Source organism: Microbacterium bandirmense (assembly GCF_037204185.1).
In the GTDB taxonomy this organism is placed as follows: domain Bacteria; phylum Actinomycetota; class Actinomycetes; order Actinomycetales; family Microbacteriaceae; genus Microbacterium; species Microbacterium bandirmense.
Window position 1 is genome coordinate 29,779 of sequence record NZ_JBBDGM010000017.1, and the last position, 20,519, is coordinate 50,297.

At 68.2% G+C, this 20,519-nt stretch carries 17 protein-coding genes; 15 read left to right on the forward strand and 2 right to left on the reverse strand.

What is annotated here, in order from left to right; translation table 11 throughout:
- Positions 1 to 49 precede the first annotated feature (49 nt).
- The 15 genes from WDU99_RS15550 to WDU99_RS15620 all read left to right on the forward strand — a co-directional run bounded on the left by WDU99_RS15550 (position 50) and on the right by WDU99_RS15620 (position 17,513).
- Positions 50 to 796, forward strand: coding sequence for a DUF2520 domain-containing protein (locus WDU99_RS15550; protein ID WP_337333378.1), 747 nt, complete (start codon positions 50 to 52; stop codon positions 794 to 796).
- The gene (gene panC, locus WDU99_RS15555; RefSeq protein WP_337333379.1) at positions 793 to 1,647 is read left to right on the forward strand and encodes a pantoate--beta-alanine ligase; all 855 of its coding nucleotides are present in this window, start codon (positions 793 to 795) and stop codon (positions 1,645 to 1,647) included. The genes WDU99_RS15550 and panC overlap by 4 nt, the downstream gene beginning before the upstream one ends.
- Positions 1,647 to 2,033 carry an aspartate 1-decarboxylase gene (gene panD, locus WDU99_RS15560; RefSeq protein WP_337333380.1) on the forward strand — a complete coding sequence of 129 codons (387 nt, stop codon included), beginning with the start codon at positions 1,647 to 1,649 and terminating at the stop codon, positions 2,031 to 2,033. The genes panC and panD overlap by 1 nt, the downstream gene beginning before the upstream one ends.
- A gap of 2 nt (positions 2,034 to 2,035) precedes the next feature.
- Positions 2,036 to 2,935: a 3-methyl-2-oxobutanoate hydroxymethyltransferase gene (panB, locus tag WDU99_RS15565; RefSeq protein ID WP_337333381.1), complete on the forward strand. Its 900-nt coding sequence runs from the start codon at positions 2,036 to 2,038 to the stop codon at positions 2,933 to 2,935.
- 54 nt (positions 2,936 to 2,989) lie between these two features.
- Positions 2,990 to 3,997, forward strand: a complete 1,008-nt coding sequence (locus WDU99_RS15570; protein WP_337333382.1) for a PfkB family carbohydrate kinase — start codon at positions 2,990 to 2,992, stop codon at positions 3,995 to 3,997.
- A 129-nt stretch (positions 3,998 to 4,126) separates the two neighbouring features.
- A complete protein-coding gene (locus WDU99_RS15575) occupies positions 4,127 to 5,383 on the forward strand; it encodes an ATP-binding protein (protein ID WP_337333383.1) in 1,257 nt (418 codons plus the stop codon).
- A 60-nt stretch (positions 5,384 to 5,443) separates the two neighbouring features.
- Positions 5,444 to 6,898, forward strand: a complete 1,455-nt coding sequence (locus WDU99_RS15580) for a DUF3375 domain-containing protein (protein ID WP_337333384.1) — start codon at positions 5,444 to 5,446, stop codon at positions 6,896 to 6,898.
- Positions 6,895 to 7,560: a DUF4194 domain-containing protein gene (locus WDU99_RS15585; protein ID WP_337333385.1), complete on the forward strand. Its 666-nt coding sequence runs from the start codon at positions 6,895 to 6,897 to the stop codon at positions 7,558 to 7,560. The genes WDU99_RS15580 and WDU99_RS15585 overlap by 4 nt, the downstream gene beginning before the upstream one ends.
- The gene (locus WDU99_RS15590; protein WP_337333386.1) at positions 7,557 to 10,865 is read left to right on the forward strand and encodes an ATP-binding protein; all 3,309 of its coding nucleotides are present in this window, start codon (positions 7,557 to 7,559) and stop codon (positions 10,863 to 10,865) included. The genes WDU99_RS15585 and WDU99_RS15590 overlap by 4 nt, the downstream gene beginning before the upstream one ends.
- Positions 10,865 to 12,040 (forward strand): Wadjet anti-phage system protein JetD domain-containing protein, encoded by a 1,176-nt coding sequence (locus tag WDU99_RS15595; RefSeq protein WP_337333387.1) that lies wholly within the window; start codon positions 10,865 to 10,867, stop codon positions 12,038 to 12,040. Before WDU99_RS15590 ends, WDU99_RS15595 begins: the two co-directional genes overlap by 1 nt.
- Positions 12,041 to 12,187: 147 nt before the next feature.
- On the forward strand, positions 12,188 to 13,489 hold the full coding sequence (locus WDU99_RS15600) for a hypothetical protein (protein WP_337333388.1): 1,302 nt from the start codon (positions 12,188 to 12,190) through the stop codon (positions 13,487 to 13,489).
- A 67-nt stretch (positions 13,490 to 13,556) separates the two neighbouring features.
- On the forward strand, positions 13,557 to 14,126 hold the full coding sequence (locus tag WDU99_RS15605) for a PadR family transcriptional regulator (protein ID WP_337333389.1): 570 nt from the start codon (positions 13,557 to 13,559) through the stop codon (positions 14,124 to 14,126).
- 20 nt (positions 14,127 to 14,146) lie between these two features.
- Positions 14,147 to 15,820, forward strand: coding sequence for an ABC1 kinase family protein (locus tag WDU99_RS15610; protein WP_337333390.1), 1,674 nt, complete (start codon positions 14,147 to 14,149; stop codon positions 15,818 to 15,820).
- Positions 15,821 to 15,876: 56 nt separating this feature from the next.
- A complete protein-coding gene (locus tag WDU99_RS15615; protein ID WP_337333391.1) occupies positions 15,877 to 16,854 on the forward strand; it encodes an NAD(P)-dependent alcohol dehydrogenase in 978 nt (325 codons plus the stop codon).
- A gap of 197 nt (positions 16,855 to 17,051) precedes the next feature.
- On the forward strand, positions 17,052 to 17,513 hold the full coding sequence (locus tag WDU99_RS15620; RefSeq protein ID WP_337333392.1) for a hypothetical protein: 462 nt from the start codon (positions 17,052 to 17,054) through the stop codon (positions 17,511 to 17,513).
- A gap of 96 nt (positions 17,514 to 17,609) precedes the next feature.
- Here WDU99_RS15620 and WDU99_RS15625 read toward each other — a convergent pair whose 3' ends face one another.
- Both WDU99_RS15625 and WDU99_RS15630 read right to left on the reverse strand, forming a co-directional pair.
- Complete coding sequence (locus WDU99_RS15625) at positions 17,610 to 19,010, reverse strand: FGGY-family carbohydrate kinase (protein WP_337333393.1); 1,401 nt, start codon at positions 19,008 to 19,010, stop codon at positions 17,610 to 17,612.
- Positions 19,007 to 20,506, reverse strand: a complete 1,500-nt coding sequence (locus WDU99_RS15630) for an FAD-binding oxidoreductase (RefSeq protein ID WP_337333394.1) — start codon at positions 20,504 to 20,506, stop codon at positions 19,007 to 19,009. The genes WDU99_RS15625 and WDU99_RS15630 overlap by 4 nt, the downstream gene beginning before the upstream one ends.
- Between the last annotated feature and the right edge of the window lie 13 nt (positions 20,507 to 20,519).

Genomic DNA, 20,519 nt, shown 5'->3' on the forward strand with positions numbered 1-20,519 from the left:
TACTCATGGCGAAACCGGGGCTGCACGATCCGACCCCGGCTCACCCGACATGAACCCATCATCGCTTCCCGCCTCCGCGAGCGTCGCCGTCATCGGCGCCGGCCGCCTCGGCGGCGTGCTCGCCGCCGCCCTTCGTCGCGCCGGACTCGCGGTGCACGCACCTCTGCGTCGCGACGATGAGATTCCCGCGGTCGACGTCGCGCTGCTGTGCGTTCCCGACGCGGCTATCGCTGCCGCAGCCCGAGTTGCCCGCCCGCACGCGCGCCTGGTCGGGCACGTCTCGGGCGCCACGCCCCTTGACGACGTCGACTTCAGCATCCATCCGCTGCAGACCTTCACCGGCGCCGAGCAGCCCCAGGTCTTCCACGGGATCGGCTGCGCCGTCGCGGGACGCACCGACGACGCGCTCGCCGTCGCCGACGGACTCGTCGCCGCGCTCGGCGCCCGCGCCTTCCGTGTCGACGACGAGCACCGCGCGGCGTATCACGCGGCGGCATCCATGGCTTCGAATCTGCTGCTGACGACGTTGGATGCTGCCGAGCAGGTCGCGGCGATCGCGGGCATCCGATCCGACGACGCCCGGGCGCTGCTCGCGCCGCTCGTGCGGCAGACGGTCGCCAACTGGGAGGCGACCGGCGCTCGCGCCGCGCTCACCGGTCCGATCGTGCGCGGCGACGAGAGCACGGTCGCCCGGCAGCGGGATGCGATCGCCGAGGAGCGGCCCGACCTGGTCGTGCTGTTCGACGCGCTCTGCGACGGGACCCGCACGCTGGCAGCACGGGGTGAGTCCGCATGAAGATCCTTCGCACGATCACCGAGGTGCGCGACGCCGTCCGCGCGGCACGCCGCGACAACGCCCGGATCGGCCTCGTGCCGACCATGGGCGCCTTCCACGAGGGGCACCTCTCGCTCATGCGGCAGGCGCGGGCAGCATCCGACCTCGTCATCGTCTCGCTGTTCGTCAACCCGACCCAGTTCGGCGCGAACGAGGACCTCAGCACCTACCCGCGCGATGAGGCACGCGACGCGGCGCTCGCCGAGGCCGAGGGCGTCGACATCCTCTTCGCCCCGGATGCCGTCGAGATCTACCCGGACGGCTTCGCCACCAGCATCCACATCTCGGGCCTCACCTACGTGCTCGACGGGGCGAGCCGCGGTGCGCACCACTTCGACGGCGTCGCCACCGTCGTCACCAAGCTGCTGAACATCGTCGCGCCCGACGTCGCCTACTTCGGGCAGAAGGACGGGCAGCAGGTGCTCGTCGTGCGCGACCTGAACCTCGATGTGCGCATCGAGGCGTGCCCCACCGTCCGCGAGGCGGACGGGCTCGCGATGAGCTCGCGCAACGTCTACCTCGATGCGGATGCCCGGCGCCGGGCGACCGCGATCAGCCGGGGGCTCGATGCAGCATCCGCCCTCGCCGCCGCAGGCGAACGCGACGCGGCGACCCTCACTGGCGCCGTGCGCCGCACACTCGCGGAGGCCGACATCGACCCCGAGTACGTCGAGTTGCGCGACCTGCGCGATCTCAGTCCGGTGACCCGGCTCGACGGCGAGGCGCTGCTGGCGGTCGCCGCGCGCGTCGGCGGCGCCCGCCTGATCGACAACCACATCCTCCGCGGCACAGAACAGAAGGGCGATGCCTGATGCGACGCACCATGCTGAAGTCGAAGATCCACCGCGCCACCATCACCGGCAGCGACCTGAACTACGTCGGGTCGATCACGATCGACCCAGACCTGCTCGACGCCGCCGACATCCTGCCGCACGAGCAGGTGCACGTCGTCGACGTCGACAACGGTGCGCGCTTCGAGACGTACACGATCGCCGGTGAGCGCGGATCGGGAGTCATGCAGGTCAACGGCGCCGCCGCACGCCTGGTGCACTCCGGCGACACGATCATCGTCATCTCGTACGCCGACTACTCGCGCGACGACCTGGCTGACTACGAACCGACCGTCGTGCACGTCGACCGCGGCAACGGGATCATCCAGGTCGACACCGACGTCGACCAGCTGCTGAGCGGAGTCTGACGATGAGCACCCACCCCACTCCGGCATCCGCCGCGCGACCGCGCGTCACACTCGGCGCGCTCGCCGCGAAGAAGGCGGCCGGCGAGCCTATCGTCATGGTCACTGCCTGCGACTTCCCCGGCGCTCAGATCGTCGAGGCCGCCGGCGTCGACACCGTGCTGGTCGGCGACTCCGCCGCGATGACCGTGCTCGGCTACGACAGCACCGTGCCGGTCACTGTCGACGAGATGATCATGCTCACCTCGGCCGTGCGCCGCGGGCTCTGGGCACCGCTGCTGGTGGCCGATCTGCCGTTCGGCTCGTATGAGGCATCCGATGAGCTCGCGATCGCGACCGCACAGCGCTTCATCAAAGAGAGCGGCGCCGACGCCGTCAAGATCGAGCGCGGCGGCACCACCGTCGAGCGCGCGCGGGCGCTGGTGGCGGCCGGCATCCCCGTCGTCGGGCACGTCGGTCTCACCCCGCAGACGGCGACGTCGCTTGGCGGCTACCGCGCGCAGGGGCGCACCGCCGACGGTGCGCTGCGCGTGATCGAAGACGCACTCGCCCTGCAGGATGCCGGATGCTCGATGCTCGTCATCGAGGCCGTTCCGGCCGAGGTCACGCGGGCCGTGATGCCGCACATGCAGATCCCCGTGATCGGGATCGGAGCGGGCGCGGATGCCGACGGGCAGGTGCTCGTCTTCCACGATCTGCTCGGGATCTACGGCGGCAGCGCCGCGCGCTTCGTCAAGCGCTACGCCGACCTGCGCACAGAGATGGTCGCGGGCGTGTCGCGGTACGCCGAAGAGGTGCGCGGAGGAGAGTACCCGGCGGTCGAGCACACCTACTCCATGCGGGCCGATGAGGCCGAGGCGTTTGCGGCGCGGGCGGCGGAGGGTTTCGGGTTCGGTTCGCGCTGACGGTCGGAGTCGACGGCGTTCGGATGGCCGCGGGGCGCTCGATAGGCTGACCGGATGCGAGCGGATGCCGGCCATGTGCCCCCTGTTCCCGCCGACGAGGTCGAAGAGGGCCGAGTGTCGCGCGTCATCCACACCGGCCAGGCGCTGGTCGACCTGATCGTCGAGGTGCCCGACCTGCCGGCTCGCGGGCAGAACGTGATGGCGTCGTCGAGCACGCAGTACGCGGGCGGGGCGGTGACCGTGCTGCTGGCGGCGGCCCGACTCGGCGCGCAGTGCGTGCACGCCGGAGCAGTCGGCACCGGACCGAACGGCGATCTGATCCGCGCGGCTCTTGCGGATGACGGCATCGCAGCATCCGCCCCTGCCATCACCGCGCACGACACGGGCGTGTGCGTCGTGATGGTCGAGCCGACCGCCGAGCGCACCTTCGTCACCACCCTCGGCGCCGAGCGCGACATCACGGCCGGCTCCCTCGCGAGCGCCGAGGTCGAGGACGGCGACCTCGTCTGCGTCACCGGATACTCACTCGCCGTCGAGCAGACCCGCGAGCCGCTGCTGGAATGGCTTGCCACGCTGCCCGAGGCGGCGATCGTCGTACTCGACCCCGGTGCGGCGTTCGCGACGCTGCCATCCGCGGTGCGCGAGACGATGCTCGCCCGCACCGACGTCTGGACCGGCAATGCCGAAGAGGCGACCGACCTGCTGGCCGCGCGCGAGGTGCCCATGGCCGCAGGGCGGCGTGAGATCGAGGCGCAGGCAGCCGCACTCGTACCGCTGATGCGCGACCACGCTGTCGTGATCGTCCGGGACGGAGCCGAGGGATGCGCGGTGCATGCCGAAGGCGAGACGACGTACATCGCAGGCTTCCCGCAGACCCCGCTCGACACAAACGGCGCCGGCGACACGCACACCGGCGCGATGCTCGCGGGCGTCGTCGAGGGCCTGAGCTGGGCGGATGCCTGTCGCCGGGCCAACGCAGCCGCGGCCATCAAGGTCACACGCCGCGGCCCGACGACGGCGCCGACGCTTGACGAGGTGGAGGCGTTCCTGCGGGACTGGTGAGGGCACGCGGCTCGCGGACGTGTGTCCACTTTTCCCTCTCTGGATCCTCGACTTTTTCCTCTCTGGATGCTCAACTTTTTCCCCTCTGGATACTCGACCTTTTCTGCTTCAACGTGTAGCCTCGCAACCATGCCCGCCTATCGCTCGCGTGTGATCGACACCGAACTCGCCGAGGCATTGCAATATCCCGGCGCGGTGCTGCTGGAGGGTCCGCGTGCCTGCGGCAAATCGGCGACGGGACGACATCACGCAGCAAGCAGCATTCAACTCGATACAGATCCCGGCGCGGTCACGCTGGCTGCACTCGATCCAGCCCGCTTACTGGTGGGTGCTCGGCCCCGCTTCATCGACGAGTGGCAGCTGGCACCTCAAGTCTGGAACTCCGTCCGGGCCGCCGTCGATCGAGAGGACGATGCGTCGTTCATCCTCGCCGGATCCGCGGTGCCAGCTGACGACGCGACGCGGCATTCTGGAGCGGGCCGTATGCTCCGGTTCAAGATGCGACCCATGTCGTTGGCCGAGTCAGGGCATTCGGCCGGGGACGTGAGACTCAGTGAACTCCTTGCGACTCCCGCCGATCCTGTTTCAGGTGCATCCGATCTAACGGTGCCCGACCTCGCCGAAGTGCTTGTGCGAGGTGGGTGGCCCGGATTGCAGACGCTCCCGCTGCGACAGGCCGTGAACCGCTTGCGTTCCTACTTGGATGACACAGCACGCATCGATCTGCCGAGGCTCGAGGACGAGCCGCGGCGAGATCCCGACGCTGTGCTGCGACTGGTGCGGGCGCTGGGGCGAAGCGTCGCCACTGAGGTGTCGATCGCGGCGCTGGCGCGAGCCGCATCGGCAGGGGACGAGCGGATGACCGATGCTACCGTGCAGTCGTATCTGGGTGCGCTGTCGCGAGTCTTCGCTATTGAAGACCAGCCCAGTTGGGGTCCGCACCTCAGGTCGCGAGATCGTGTACGCAAGGCCCCCCGCCGGCACCTCATCGATCCATCGTTGGCCGCGGCTGCAGTCGGCGCCGGTGCTGACAGGCTGCTCACCGACCTGGGGTATTTCGGACAGCTGTTCGAGTCGCTCGTGGTGCGCGACCTGCGCGTTTACGCGGAGCCGCTGGGCGGGGTGGTGCGCCACTATCGTGACAGCGCCGGACGCGAGGTGGACGCCATCATCGAGCTTCCCGATGGATCTTGGCTGGCGATCGAGATCAAGCTGGCGGCCTCCAGGGAGGACTCGGCGGCGGAATCCCTCCTCCGCTTCGTGTCGAACCTCGACGCGTCGCGCACGCCGCCGCCGACTGCGATGATCATCATCACAGGGGGGCAGTACGCGTACACGCGGGCGGATGGCATCCACGTCGTGCCGATCGGTGCCCTCGCTCAGTAGCCGAAATCACCGAAGGCCGACGTCCGTGGCATCCGCCAGAATGTCGGTGGAGGTTCAGAGATGTCAGCGACAGCACAGGCGCTGCGATTATGGCGTCGCGCCGAAGAAGACGACGCCTGGCGGTTGCTGCGCGCCGACAACGCTCCGTTCGCCGTCGCTGTTCTCGCCGAACACCTCGGCGGGGATGATCGGCGAGTAGATGCCGATGAGCTGGCCGAGGCAATCGACGCAGACCTCGACGAGATGCGCTCTTACGGGCACGACCTGCCACTCAACGCCCGTGGGTATCTGACGGCTTGGCGAACGGCCGGACTCATCGCCCGACGTGCGTCCGAAGGAGCCCGCGGCGAGACCTACGAGCTCACAGTCGATGCCCTCGCGGCACTCCGCTTTCTCGACGAGCGCGAGTCTCCGCGGCACGCGGCAACAGCATCCCGCCTGGCCAGCCTGTCGATGCAGCTCACGCAACTCGCCATCGACACCGATCCACAGGCGGCCCGTCGGCTCGAGCGGCTTCGCAGTGAGCGCGACCGCATCAACGCACAGATCGCGTCCATCGAGCGCGGCGATGCCGACGATGCGCTGACCGGGCCCCGTGCGCTCGAGCGTCTTCGTGAACTGCTGTCACAGGCATCCGAGGTCCCAGACGATTTCTCTCGCGTCCGCGCCGTCTTCGAAGAGCTCAGTTCCACACTGCGCGCCAAGATCCTCGAATCCGATGCAACGCAGCGGGCGGTGCTCGACGACGTCTTTCGCGGGGTCGACCTCATCGGAGACTCGGACGCCGGGCGCAGCTTCAGTGCCTTCTCGTCCCTCGTGCTCGACCCCGCTCTCGGCTCGGCGTTCGAAGAGGACATCCGTCAGGTGCTCGAGCGCGACTTCGCGAGGGAGCTCACCGTCACCCAGCGCCGCAGGCTGCGCGGCTTTCTCGACGAGCTGAAGATCCGCACTGCCGAGGTGCACGATGTGATCACCGTGTTCGCCCGCGGCCTGCGGCGGTACGTGCAATCGCAGGACTACCAGCGCGACCGCGTACTGCGCACCAAACTGCTGTCGGCGATGGCGACAGCGCATGCTGCGGCGCAGACGACCAAGCCGTACACGCCGGTCGGCATCGACCTGGAACTCACCTCGGTCGCCTCCTCCAGCGTCGGTGCCCTGCGGTTGCACGACCCGTCGGAGTACGACGCCGCCGCGGACATCACCACTCACGAGACCGCAGCCGTCGACTGGGAGATGCTCCGCGCCTTCGCGCGCGAAACCGAGATCGACTTCAGTGAGCTCACCGCGAACGTCAACGACGTGCTCACTGCGTCAGAGCTCCCCTCCGTCGGCGACATCCTCGACGCTCATCCGGCAACGCAGGGCGTCGCGAGCGTGGTGGGCCTGCTCAGCCTTGCCAGTGAATACGGAACACGCGGTGACGAGGTCGAGCAGCTTACCTGGATCACACCCGACGGCATCCCGAGTTCTGCGCTTGTCTCGACGCATCGCTTCACCGAGAGGATTCCATGACCGAGGACGATGAATCCCGAGAGCGCGAACTGTGGCGCGGGGACACGGGCACTTTGCAGGAGCGGTCTCGGCGCGCGCTGCTCGAACTCGTGCGCGGACCGTACCTGTCGCGGGCACGCTCGTCGCAGAACTGGTCATCGCTGCTGGCCGATGAGAGCAGCATCCGTTCGCGTCTCAACGATCTGTTCCTGGAGCTGGTGCTCGACCGCGACAGTGAATTCGCGTTCGTTCGCAACGCGGAATCCACCGAGATCCAGGTGCCGCGTGCGGTGCGCTCGGAGTCGCTGACCTTCATCGACACGGCCATGCTTCTCGCGCTGCGGCACGCGCTGCTCAATGAAGACGCGCACGGTCGCGTCATCGTCGGGCAGGACGAGCTGTACGAATCGCTCGATGTATACCGCACCGCCGATCGCGACCTCACCGACTTCCGCAAACGCCTGAATGCCTCCTGGTCGAAGATGGTCAACAAACTCCGCGTGCTGCATCCCGTTGGAGACGATCGCGCCGAGATCTCCCCGGTGGTGCGAATGCTGGTCGACGCCGATCAGGTCGACGCCCTGCAGACCGTGTATGACTCACTCGCCGCCGACGCCGGCAAGACGGAGACGGAATCGGATGCCCCAGGCTCGGTGCCACAGTACGACGAGGTGACCCGATGAACATGCTCGACGGGTTCGCCGACGACCTCAGGACCGTTCCGGGGCATCCCGGCCAGTGGCGGCTCAGTCGCGTCGAACTGCTCAACTGGGGGACCTTCGACGGCCATCATGCCGTCCCGATTGCACGTGAGGGGCACCTGATCACGGGTGCGTCCGGCTCAGGCAAATCATCGCTGCTGGATGCGATAGCCGTCGTGCTCACACCGGACAAGTGGGTGAAGTTCAATGCGGCAGCTCTTGACGGGTCAAGTAGAACCGGTGATCGCAACAAGGTCAGCTACGTCCGTGGTGCGTGGAGCAAAGAGGCCGATGCCGCCTACGATCGGGCAGTCAGCACGTACCTGCGCAAGGCCGCCACCTGGAGCGGCATCCTGCTGCGCTTCGACGACGATCGCAATGACCCGGTCGTGCTGGTGCGACTGTTCCACCTCAAGGGCACGACCACCGACCCAGCCGATCTGAAGGACGCGTGTGTGATCCTCCGTCGCGATATCGCGCTGCCCGATTTCGCGTCCTACGCAGCGCGGGGTCTCGACGTCCGGCGGCTCAAGGCCGACCTCGATCCGGTCGTCGCGACATCAAGCGGGCACGGACCGTTCTACATGCGCATGCGCAGTCTTCTCGGCATTGCCAGCGACAACGCGCTCAATCTGCTGCACAAGACGCAGGCTGCGAAGAACCTCGGCAGCCTCGATGCGCTGTTTCGCACCTTCATGCTCGACACTCCGGGCACATTCAAACGGGTGGAGAACGCGGTCGATCAGTTCCGAGAGCTCAGCGAATCGCACAGTCACGTCGTCGACCTGCGCGACCAGGCCGAAGCGCTCGGCGTCATCGACGAGTCGGCGGTGCAGTTCGACGCGGCGGAGGTCGACATGCTCGCCGGTCGTCGGCTGAGCGATCGCGCGCTGCCCTTCACCGCACAGTGGAAGCTGCGGCTCGCCGAGACCGAGCTGCACGCGGCCAAGCAGGAGCAGACTAGAGCCCAGCGCGCCGCCGAGGCCGCGCGCCTCGCAAGCGAAGAGGCTGAGGCGCTGCACGACTCTGCGAAGCAGCGCCTCGACAAGCGCGGAGGAATCGAACTGAGTCATCTGCGCGCACGCATCGACGACGCCAGAGCGCGAGTTCGCGAGGTCACAGCCGCGCGGACCCTGCTCGGCGACCGTCTTGAGCGCGTAGGCGTGCCGATGCCCTCGTCGGCCGGAGAACTCGATGAACTCGTGGCACTCGCCCTGGCCGAGGCCTCGAAGCAGACCCCCGAGGCCATCGACTTCACTGTGAATGACGCGCTTTCGCAGGCTCAGGCGGAGGTCCGCAGACTCGAGGCCGAAATTCAAGCGCTGCGAGGCAACCGCACCAATGTGCCGGCTGACCTCATCGCGGCACGACGCAAAGTCGCGAGGAGCCTCGATCTGCCCGAGAGAGCGCTGCCGTTCGCCGGTGAGCTGATCGATGTGCGTGGTGAGTTTGCGGAGTGGAGCGGTGCGATCGAACGTGTTCTCTCACCGCTCTCGACTGCGCTGCTGGTGCGTGACGATCTGCTGGCGCGTGTTCGGCGCGTGGTGGATGGCATTCACCTTGAGGCGAGACTCGTGCTGGACGCCGTCGCGTTGCATGTCGACGCGCCAGCAGCGGTGCGCGATGACCGCAGCGTCATCCACCGCGTCCACGTGGCGGACGGCCCGTTCGCCGCATATCTGCACCGGCGCCTGAGTGACGAGTTCGACTATGCGTGCGTCGACGATCCCGATGAGCTTGACGGGGTCGATCGCGGTGTCACGATCACGGGCCTGCTCAAGCGATCGCGGCGCCGGTACGAGAAGAACGACCGCTTCCGCGTCGACGACCGCAGGCGGTGGGTGCTCGGCACCGACAACGGCGACAAGGTCGACCATCTGATCACGGAGTTGAGTGCGGCCAAGCGCGCTGAGCAAACAGCTCGGGCCCGCTTCGACCATGCGCAGAGCGCGCGCGACGTCCTGATCAAGCGCCGCGAGGTGTTCGCCGACATCACCCGCGTCACATGGCCGGAGATCGACGTCAAAGCAGCGGGCAGGCGAAGCGCTGCCCTCGAAGAGCAGCTGCGCATACTCACCGCCCCCGACAGCGAGATGGCCGAAGCGGTCAAGGCCGAGCAGCAAGCGCGGCAGGATGCTGATCGGCTGCGTAACGAGAGGAACGAGCTCGAGGTCGCAGCTCAGCTGGCCGAAGGCGAGCAGCGGCGGATCGCGGGACTGATCGATGAGCTGCGCAGCGAGCAGACGACCCCGGTCGACGACGCGGACGCCGCAGATCTCGAACGGCGCTTCCGTGAGGTGCGCCGCTCGATCGTGCTCAGCAACATCGACGCGGTCAGCGCACAGGTGGTGCGGTCGCTCGGGTCACAGGTGCAGGAGGCTGACGCGCGTGCACGTCAGGCGCAGGCGGACTTCGTGGGGCGGGCGACGCATTTCGTCGACAGGTGGGAAGCTGCGAGCGCCGAGCTGACACCGACCATCGAAGACCGCGCGGGGTTCAGGGCCCTTCGCGAGGGCATCCTGGCCCGCGGCCTGCCCGAGTACGAGGCGCGATTCCTCGCGCTGCTGCGCGATCGTTCGCGTGACATGGTCATCCATCTGCGGGACGAGCTGATGTCCGCTCCGCGACGCGTGGCCGAGCGGATCGACCCGGTCAACGAGTCACTCGGACGCTCGCCCTATGACCGCGGGCGCTATCTCGAGATCATGGTCAAGACGAGGCGCAGCGGAGAAGTCGATGAGTTCCTCGGCGACCTCAAGCGCATCGTCGAGGGCAATTGGGCCGAAGAGGACCTGGCTGGTGCGGAACAGCGATTCGCCGTGCTGTCGAAGGTGATGCACCGGCTCGAATCCAGCGACAACGCAGATCGGGCTTGGCGTGCGCGTGTCCTCGACACCCGTGAGCATGTGTCGTTCCTGGCGCAGGAGAAGGATGCCGCCGGTCGCGTCGTGGCCGTGCATGACTCCAGTGCCGGACTCTCCGGTGGTCAGAGGCAGAAGCTGGTGATCTTCTGCCTCGCGGCTGCGCTGCGGTTCCAGCTCGCCGATCCTGACGATCTTGTTCCTTCGTATGGCACGGTCGTGCTCGACGAGGCGTTCGACAAGGCCGATGCACAGTACACGCGCATGGCGATGGACATCTTCCGGGAGTTCGGGTTCCACATGATCCTGGCGACGCCGCAGAAGCTGCTGCAGACACTCGAACCGTACGTCGGCGCCGTCACCAGCGTCTCGAACCCCACGAGAGACCAGTCGATTCTGGCCAACGTGGTCATCGAGCGCGCCTGATGACGATCACGCCGGCTGATATCGCCGCCCGCGCACGTCGGATGTACGAGCGCTCAGCGCGGACGTGGGTGGTGGATGCTGACACCGATGTCCTCCTCGATGCGCCCCTGCATCCGCCCACCGAGCGCGACGCGCTCGCCGACCTCGACGCCGCCCGCAGCTGGGTGCAGTCGTGGCGTCGGGCCGAGGCCGACCTGCCGATTCAGGTGGAATGGCAGGACCGCAGCTGGTCGCGAGTCGGCCGGCAGAGTGTCCCCGTGCGGGCGCGGGTGGACGGCCCCGCGGCGATTGCCATGGTCGCCGGTTGCGGTCGCGAGTGGAAGGCCTGGGGTCGCCGGATCGCCGAGCTGCGAAACGCGATCTCGGCTGCAGCGGCCGTCGAGCCTGCTGCGGCGCGCGTGAGGGTGGATGCTGCGCTGCGCACGCATTCACGCGGCATCGCCCGCCTCAGCGCCGCCGACGCGCGCATCCTGCAGGACGTGGTGGTCTGGCTCATCCAGCATCCGGTATCGGGATTGCGCGTGCGGCAGGTGCCGGTGCGCGGCATCCACGGCAAATGGCTGGAGCGTCACCGCGCCGTCGTCGAGGCTCTGGTGGGTGCGGCTCTCGACTCCGATGGTCTGGGGCTGATATCTGCGGCGGATCGGCTGCGGATCAGCATCCTGGACGCTGCTCTGCGTGCGTCCGGCGTGCGGGATCTGGCCGCCCCGATCACTGAGCTCGCGGCGCTCCCCTTCGACGACCGTCTGCGCGTCGTGGTGATCGTGGAGAACCTCGAGACGCTGTTGGCGCTGCCGGATGTCGACGGAGTGGTGGCGATCCACGGCAGCGGGTATATCGGGCATCTCGTCGCGCCGCTGCCTTGGGTGCAGACCCGTCCCGTCCTGTACTGGGGTGATCTGGACTCGCACGGATTCGCGATCCTCAATCGCGTTCGTGCGGCCGGGATCGACGCGCGAAGCGTGCTGATGGATCGTGTGACCCTGGATGAGTTCCGCGACCTGTGTGTCGACGAGCCCACGCCTTTCCGGGGCGACCTGTCACGACTCACTGCCGATGAGCGCGCCGTCGTCGATCTGCTGCGTGAGCGCGGCGACGTGCGTCTTGAGCAGGAGCGCATTGCCTGGCCTTACGCCTGGCGGGTTCTCAGCGGAGCCATCTCGAAAGCGAGGTGAGAGCCTCACTGCGCTCCTGCGCGGCACGATCCGAGCGCGGTCAGCGCCGGTGACTCCTCCTGCACCGGTCTGCCGGCGGCGCCGCTTCTCCACAACTCCCGGGCCGAGCCGTCCATGACGTCGGCGCCGCTTCGTAGCGTCGAGCGCATGAACCCTACGCCCACCACACGTCTCCCTTCCGCCATCGACGTCGAGCTGACCGTCACCGATCATCCGGAGCTCCGTCGCGTCATCCGAATGCCCCGCGGCACTTCTCACCGGTTGGCCGCTGAGGCCTACCTGCTCAGCATCGGCTTCGAGGTCGACCGCGCAACCCTGGACGACCTGGCGTACGACGATCACGATTTCGGACGTCGCGCGATCGACGACCCCGTCATCAGCCCCGTTGACGACGCGTTCTGGGGCAGGGCTGCGCTTCCTGTCCTGAAGCAGCAGCTGATCGTTCCGAGATTCCCGCACGAGGTCGAGTACACGTTCAGCAATGCGCAGCCGCAGCGCGTCGGCGACGCGCGGTTCTCGGTGATCGGGGAGAGCGAGCAAGCTCGACAGGTTCCGCAGGCTGGGCCGTGGCAGACCAGCGCCCCGTCTGCAGCCCTCACCGACGTCAACCATGAGCTGCTGCATCGGTTCAGTGTGGTGCTTCCCGTGGCCTGCGATGTAGCGGCCGTGGACCCGCATCGTGGCATCCCTGCCGGCTCGCGCATCGCGACGCTGCTCGACTCGCTCACCCCGCATCGCCGACTCGCGCTGCTGACCCATCTCGACACTACCGGAATCCCCGGAGATGCGACCCGCGATCTGCGCATCATCGAGTCGGCGATCCTGCCGATGCGCAGGCTGCTCGAGCGGGTGGGACGCGACGGCGTCGCGCAGGACCACGAGACGGGTTGGCTTCCCGGTGGCTTCGGTGAGGATCTCGCCGAGTCGCTGGGATGGCAGTCGTCGGATGCTCTCGCCGCGCCCTCTGAAGTGCTGATCTCCTTCGCGCGCCGGGCGCGGTTCATCCGTCGATTCAAGGGGTGTGTCGTGCCGACCAACGCCGCGTGGACGTTCAGCGAACCCGGTTCGCGTTCGCTCGGCAGGATCGCCGACGCGGTCACGGCACCCTCGACGCAGTACCGGGCGTGGGAGGCTGGTCAGCGGGACTCGGCAGACGCCTCTCTGGTGCTGCTGGGGATCGCGGACGGCAGCATCGCCCGCTTCGCGGACGTCGCCGAGGCGCTGCGCATCGGGCGGCCCGTGGTCCAAGCGCGACGCTGGGACGGATACGACGAGTGGCTGAGCGAGCCGATGTGGCACGAGTCGGATGCCAATACGGGCGTCATGGCGCGTGTGCAGGAGCTCATCGATGGTCTAGCCGCCTTGTCGCCAGCAGGGGAGTACGGAGTGATCAGCGCGGCGACGCGCGCGGTCGCGCGGGAGGCGCTGGTGGGTGGGCGGGAGTGGTGATCGACCCCTTGCCGAACGACACTCAACGACATATCGTTAACCATCGTTCGGATATCGAGGAGGCATCATGAACAACGCATTCCCCACCGGTCCCTTCGGCTTCGGAGCCAGCAACGGTGCGGGCAACCCGCTCGCCGGCGTCTGGGAGGCCATGGACCAGCTGCGCAACAGCTTCGAGCAGCGCACCGGCGGCTCGCGGATGGCCCGCGGCGACGTCCGTGCGGCCGTCATCTCGCTGCTCGCCGAGAAGCCCATGCACGGCTATCAGATCATCAGCGAGATCGGCGAGCGCTCCGGTGGCGCCTGGAAGCCCAGCGCCGGATCGGTCTACCCGACTCTGCAGCTGCTCGCCGACGAGGGCCTGATCACCGCCGAAGAGCAGAACGGCCGCAAGACCTACTCGCTCACTGACGCCGGCATCGCCGAGTCGGAGGATGCCGCCGCCAAGCCCGCCCCGTGGGAGAACGTCGGCGGACGCGGACCGGGGCACCTCGCCGCGCTCCCCAAGGCCGGCATGGAGCTCGCCAGCGCCACCGCGCAGCTCGCCCGCACCGGCACCCCGGATCAGGTCGACGAAGCGGTCGCCATTCTGGAGGACGCACGTCGTAAGCTGTACGCGATTCTCGCCGAAGGGTGACGTCGCACGAGGGGGCCCCGATGACGCGAGCGGATGGGTCCCGCTACCGGCGCATCATGCGCTTCGCCGCCCGCGCGTTCGTGCAGATCTGGTGGTTCGAACTCGTGCTGCCGAGGCTCGGACTCGCGCGCGTCGCCGAGCGCACGCGCGATGGTCGGATGCTGACGCTCGCCCGCCGCTTCCGCGCGCTCGCCGTCGACCTCGGCGGGCTGATGATCAAGGTCGGGCAGTTCATGTCGTCGCGGCTCGACGTGCTGCCGCCCGAGATCACCGCCGAACTCTCCGCCCTGCAGGACGAGGTCCCGGCCGTGCCGTTCGACGAGATCCGCGTGGTCGCCGAGGCCGAGCTCGGCATGTCGCTCGAGCGCGCGTTCGCCTCGTTCGATCGGATGCCCGTGGCGGCAGCATCCCTCGGTCAAGCGCACCGCGCAACGTTGTCGCCGCACGACGCCGCTGAGACTGGACTCGACGCCGTCGTCGTCAAGGTGCAGCGGCCGGGGATCGACGCGATCGTCGATATCGATCTGGCGGCGCTGCGCCGCGTCGCGCGCTGGGCGCAGCGCGTGCGCATGGTCGCGAACCGCGTCGACGCGCCCGCGCTCGTGGAGGAGTTCGCGCAGACCTGTCACGAGGAGATCGACTACCTGCACGAGGCGGCCAGCGCCGAGCGCTTCGCCGACGACTTCGCCGACGATGACCGGGTCGGCTCACCGGGGATCGTATGGGAGCGGTCGACCCGCCGTGTGCTCACCCTCGAAGACGTCACCGCCATCAAGATCAACGACACCGCCGCGCTGCGTGCCGCGGGCATCGACCCCGGTGAGGTCGCCAAGGTGTTCGCTGACGTGATGCTGGATCAGGTGTTCACGCACTCGTTCGTGCACGCCGACCCCCATCCCGGCAACATCTTCGTGACGCCGGTGGGCGCTTCCGCGGCTCCTTCGGGCGGGCGGGGCTGGCGCCTGACGTTCATCGACTTCGGGATGATGGCCGAGGTGCCCGACGAGCTGCGCGGCGGCCTGCGCACCCTGGTGATCGCCGTCGCGTCGCGCGACAGCCGCGGGCTGGTGAAGGCCGCGCAGCAGATCGGCGTGCTGCTGCCGTCTGCCGACACGGTGCAGCTCGAGCGCGCCCTCACGGTGCTGTTCGCCCGCTTCGGCGGGATGGGCTTCAGCGAGCTGCGCGATGTCGATCCGCGCGAGATGCAGGACTTCGCGGTCGAGTTCGGCGACACGATGCGCAGCCTTCCGGTGCAGTTCCCCGAGAAGCTGCTGCTGCTCATGCGCGCCGTCTCGCTGACCTCGGGCATGTGCAGTTCGCTCGATCCGGCCTTCAACATCTGGGAGCCGGTGGAGCCGTACGCCACCAAGCTGCTGCGCGACCAGAGCGGGCACCTCGTGACCGACTTCGCGAAGCAGTCGGCGGCGAACGCCGGGGCGCTGTGGCGGATGCCGACGCGCGTCGACACCCTCATCGATCGCTTCGAGGCGGGCTCGCTGACCTTCGACATCTCCCGGCTGGAGAATCGTCTCGACCGGATCATCCGCGTCGCGTTCCGCGCGGTGTCGGCCGTGCTGTTCGGTGGGATGCTGATCGGCGGGGCTGTTCTGCTCGGTACCGTGCCGTGGCTGGGGGTGACGCTCATGTGCGCGTCGGCGGTGCCGCTGCTGCACGCGGTGTTCGGGCGGCGCTAGGACTGCCAATTGCACCGCTCGCGACGGTCGAGACTATCTGGACGAAGGAGGAGCCCATGCCCAATACCATGCGTGCTGTCGTATTCGACCGATTCGGTCCGCCCGACGTGCTGCGGCTCGAGGATGTCCCGGTACCTGTCCCAGGGCCGGGTCGGGTGCTCGTCGAGGTGGTCGCCACGTCGCTGAACCTCAGCGACTGGGAATGCCTGGTCGGCTCACCGCTGTACGCGAAGGAGTTGCGGATCCGGTCGCCGCGGAACCGCATCCTCGGCTCCGACATCGCGGGCCGGGTCGTCGCGGTCGGCCGTGGCGTCACGCAGTTCGTCGTTGGGGACGAGGTGTACGGCGACAATCTGATGCTGAAGGGCGGGTTCGCCGAGTACACCGTGGCGGACGCGTCGATGCTGGCGCACAAGCCGGCCGGGCTGACGTTCACGCAGGCCTCGGCCCTGCCGCAGGCGGGTGCCATCGCGGTGCACGGCACCGAGCACGTGGCATCCGGCACCCGCCTGCTGATCAACGGTGGCGGGGGCGGGTCGGGAATGTTCGGGATCCAGCTCGCGAAGCGGGCGGGGGCTCACGTCACCGCCGTCGACAATGCGGGCAAGCTCGACTTCATGCGCAGCCTCGGGGCCGACGCGGTCATCGACTACCACGTCGAGGACTTCACTCGAACCGGCCCCTACGACCGGGTGCTCGACCTGGTGGCCAAGCGGTCACCCCTCGACTATGTCCGTGTGCTGGCGCCCGGCGGTCGCTACCGCGCCGTCGGCGGCAGCATGCGGTCGCTGCTGGGGATAGTCAGCGTCGGCACCATCGCCGCGCGCTTGCGCGGCAGGAGGGTCGGGATGCTGCTGGTCCGCACCGGCCCGTCGCGTTTCGTGCCACTGGCCGATCGATGCGTCGCGGGTGATATCGACATCCGCATCGACCGCACCTACTCGCTCGCGGACACCCCTGAAGCGCTCGCACGCGTCGGCGAAGGGCGGGCGCTCGGCAAGGTCGTCGTCGAGGTGGGCGATCAACTCAGTTGATCGCGCAGCTCTTTCGGTTGCCGCCAGGCCCGTGAGCAAGAGGTTCACCTGCTGTTCGCCCGGCGGATGCAATCGGTTACGGTGCGCTCCCTACGTTCACACGAGTGCGCGTACTGATCCCTGCCTCTGCCCCCAGCTCTCGTGGTCGTGCCTTCGCCCGACCACCCATGCCCGGTACCGGTCGGCGTACGGGGGCGATGATCGCCGGTGCAGTCGCGCTCGGTCTGGTGGCGACGCTGCTGTCCGCGCCGGCGGCGCATGCCGACGAACCTGCGATCGATGGTGCCACCGCACATCCGACGTTCCTCGGCAAGACCCATTACACGGGGGAGTTCCACTCGCACACCTCGATCAGTGACGGGGTTGAGCTGCCCGAGGACGCCTACGCGTACGTCGCCGAGAACACCGACGTGGACTTCTTCTCGGCCAGCGAGCACGACGTGACGATGGACATCCGCTCGGCCGACGACTGGATCGACGACCACGAGCACGCGCATTCGGACGAGTGGAAGTACCTCAAGAGCGGCGCCGAGCGGCACAACGCTTCCGGTGACAGCGATCTGGTGGCCGTGCCGGGTGAAGAGGTCACCTGGTCCGACTGTGCATGCACGCCGCGCACGCCCTCCCTGGGCAACCCGGTCGGATACGGCTCCAAGTAGACCTGGACGTCGAACCTCGGCCCCGCGAAGGGGAGCTCTTCCACCTCGGGCGAGCTCCCCTTCTGCATGTATCGCGGGACATCCGCCGCGAGTGGCTTATGGGGAAAACAGCGTCCGCACACGGGGGATCACTCGTCTGTACGTCTGACGGACTTCCCCGTACGCGCTGACGAGTTCGAGGTCGGGCTGAATTTCTTGTCCTGTCCCCACCATGGCAGTGATGGCGTCAGCCCAGGTGGGGTGCAGCCCCGTCCCGACGGCCGCGCAGATCGCTGCCCCCATACCAGCTGCGTCACGTACACGGGGTGTGCGCACGGGTACCCCATACACGGCAGCCAGGATGCGCAGCATGAGATCCGATTCGCTTCCACCGCCGGTGACGATGAGGGAACGACGGTCTCGCCCGAGCGCACGGCGCGCGCGGTCGTCAGCGCTCTCGGTCTCGATCGCGAGCGCCTCAAGGATCGCCCGGTAGATGTGGAACCGTCCCTGCGTGCCGTCGAAGCCGACCAGCGCCCCGCGCCGCCACGGCTCATCCGCGGGCGCGAGCCAGTCCAGAGCAGCGACGAGGCCGCCCGCGCCAGCAGGGACGTTGTCGGCACCGCGGTTGAGGTCGTCTTCCGACGTTGCCCCGATGGACCCGGATACGACGTCGCGGAACCAGCTGACCGTCCACATGCCGCGCCGCACTCCGGCGCTTTCGTAGAGGTATCCGCCGGGCTGTGACGAGAAGTTCGTCCACACGTCTCGATGCGGCGGCAGCGGACGATCTCCGGGCGTCATGGTCGCGACGTACGTGCCCAGGGACAACAACGCGTCCCCCTCGTCCTGGAGCCCCGCACCCAACGCTTCGACGGCCTTGTCGTTCGACGTCGCGATCACGGGGATTCCCGCGGGCAGACCGAGCAGCAGTGCTACCTCGGAGGCAAGAGTGCCGAGTGCCTCGCCTGGAGCGACCAGGTCGAACAACATCTCCCGTCCCAGACCCGCACGGTCGTACTCGGCGGCATCCATGCTCCAGGCCCAGCGCTCAGTGTCGATAGGCCAGCTGCTCTGTACGTTGCCCGCGGCGTCCTGGCGCTCTCCAGTGAGCTTGTGAGCGATGTACCCCGACGAAGTTGTGACGTACACCGCCTCGTCGGTTTCACGCTCGTACGCGCGCGGCAGCCGCTCGTCCATCCAGCTCATGACCGGCTGGGCGAGCGATCCGTCAGCGCGCAGCACGGCCCGGCAGAAGCGGATCGTGCACAGGCCGATGCCGCGGATCTCGGCCGGATCACCCGCGAAGTCGGCGACCGCGGCGCGCGTCGCGGCGACGATCGAGTCCCACAGGTCGTCGTCCGGATGCTCCCATCGACCGGGCGCGGGCGACGAGTACGGCCGCAGCGCGACGCGGGCGCTCGCGTGCACGGTCCCGTCGCCGTCGACGATCAGGACCTTCGTGCTCTGCGAGCCGTTGTCGATCGCGACGACGTACCCCGCCGCCGACGCGCTCACGCCCGCGTCGCCGTCTCGGCCTCGGGCGTGGCGACGTCGTCCAGCGGATAGATGGTCCCGCGGTTCATGATCCCGCGCGGGTCGAGCCCGTCCTTGAGGGTGCGCAGCAGCCGGTAGGCGCTGCCGTGCTCCTCATGCGTCCACGGCGTGCGGTACTTGCCGATGCCGTGGTGGTGCACCATCGAGCCGCCGAGGCGCAGTGCCTCCTCCACGACGATCGCGTTGAGGGGTTCGTGGTACTCGGTGATCTCCTCGCGTGGCTCGCAGGCGATGTCGTAGTCGTAGACGAAGTACAGGTTGGTGCCGGTCTGGTAGCTGTGCGAGGAGTGCGCTCCGAGCATCCGCAGGTCCGCCGCGCGCGGGAACTCCGTGCGTGCCCGGCGCATGACGGACTCGAACAGTTCCTCGACGCCTGACCAGTCGATCGATACCTCGGTCGTGTAGCCGAGGCGCGCCTTCTCGAGCATCTCGCGCTTCTCGGCGTCGATCTTGTCCTGCCCCCAGTTGAGGTTGTCGAACCAGTTCTCGATCAGTGCGGGGTCGACTTTATCGTGCGGGATGCTGGCGAAGATTTCCTCGACGCCGGCGGCGGTGGCGTCGGCCACGCCCTTCGGTCCTTCGGCGACGACCACGACCACGGCCTTGCCGTCGGCGAAGTGGGAGAAGTGCTGCGCGGCGTCCTCCTCGGAGTACGCACGGGCGACCGAGGGACGGTAGCCGGCGACGATGATCTCGCGGAGCCCGGCAACTCCCGCGGGGAGCGAGTCGACGAGGTACCCGAGGAAACGATTGTTCTCCGGCTGGTAGGTGAACACCTTGACGGTGACCTCGGTGATGACGGCAAGTGCGCCCTCGTTGCCGATCACGATGTGGCGGATGTCGGGTCCGGCGGCGCGGCGCGGCACGTTCTTGATGCGTACGACCTCGCCGTCGGGCAGCACGGCTTCGAGCCCGATCACCATGTCCTCGATCCCGCCGTACAGCGTGGAGAATTGGCCGATAGACCGGGTCGCGACGAGTCCGCCCATCTGCGCGAGCGGCTTCGACTGGGGTGAGTGTCCCGTCGTGAGGCCCTGCGTCCGAAGGGTGTCTTCGAGTACCTGCAGCGGCACGCCGCACTGGGCCGTGACCATCATGTCGACGGGGTCGATGTCGAGGATCGCGTCCATGCGTGACCCGTCGAGCACGATCGAATCCTCGACGATCGTCTCGAGGCCGCCCTCGGTCGCGGTGCGGCCGGTGCGGGGCACGACGTTGACGAGGTTCTCGTCTGCGAACGCGAGGATCGCCGACACGTCGGCGGTGGAGCGCGCGTAGGCGATCGCGGCGGGGATCGGACCGTCGAAGATGCCGTGCACAGATGTGTACTTCTTGAAGCGGTCGACGCTCGCCTCGCGCAGCGCCTGCTCCTCGGTCTCGACCTGGTCGGTGCCGAGGATCTCCTGCAGTCGGGTGACGATCTCCTCGCGTGAGAGAGCGGATCGTGAAGTGACCATGGGGAAGGTGTCC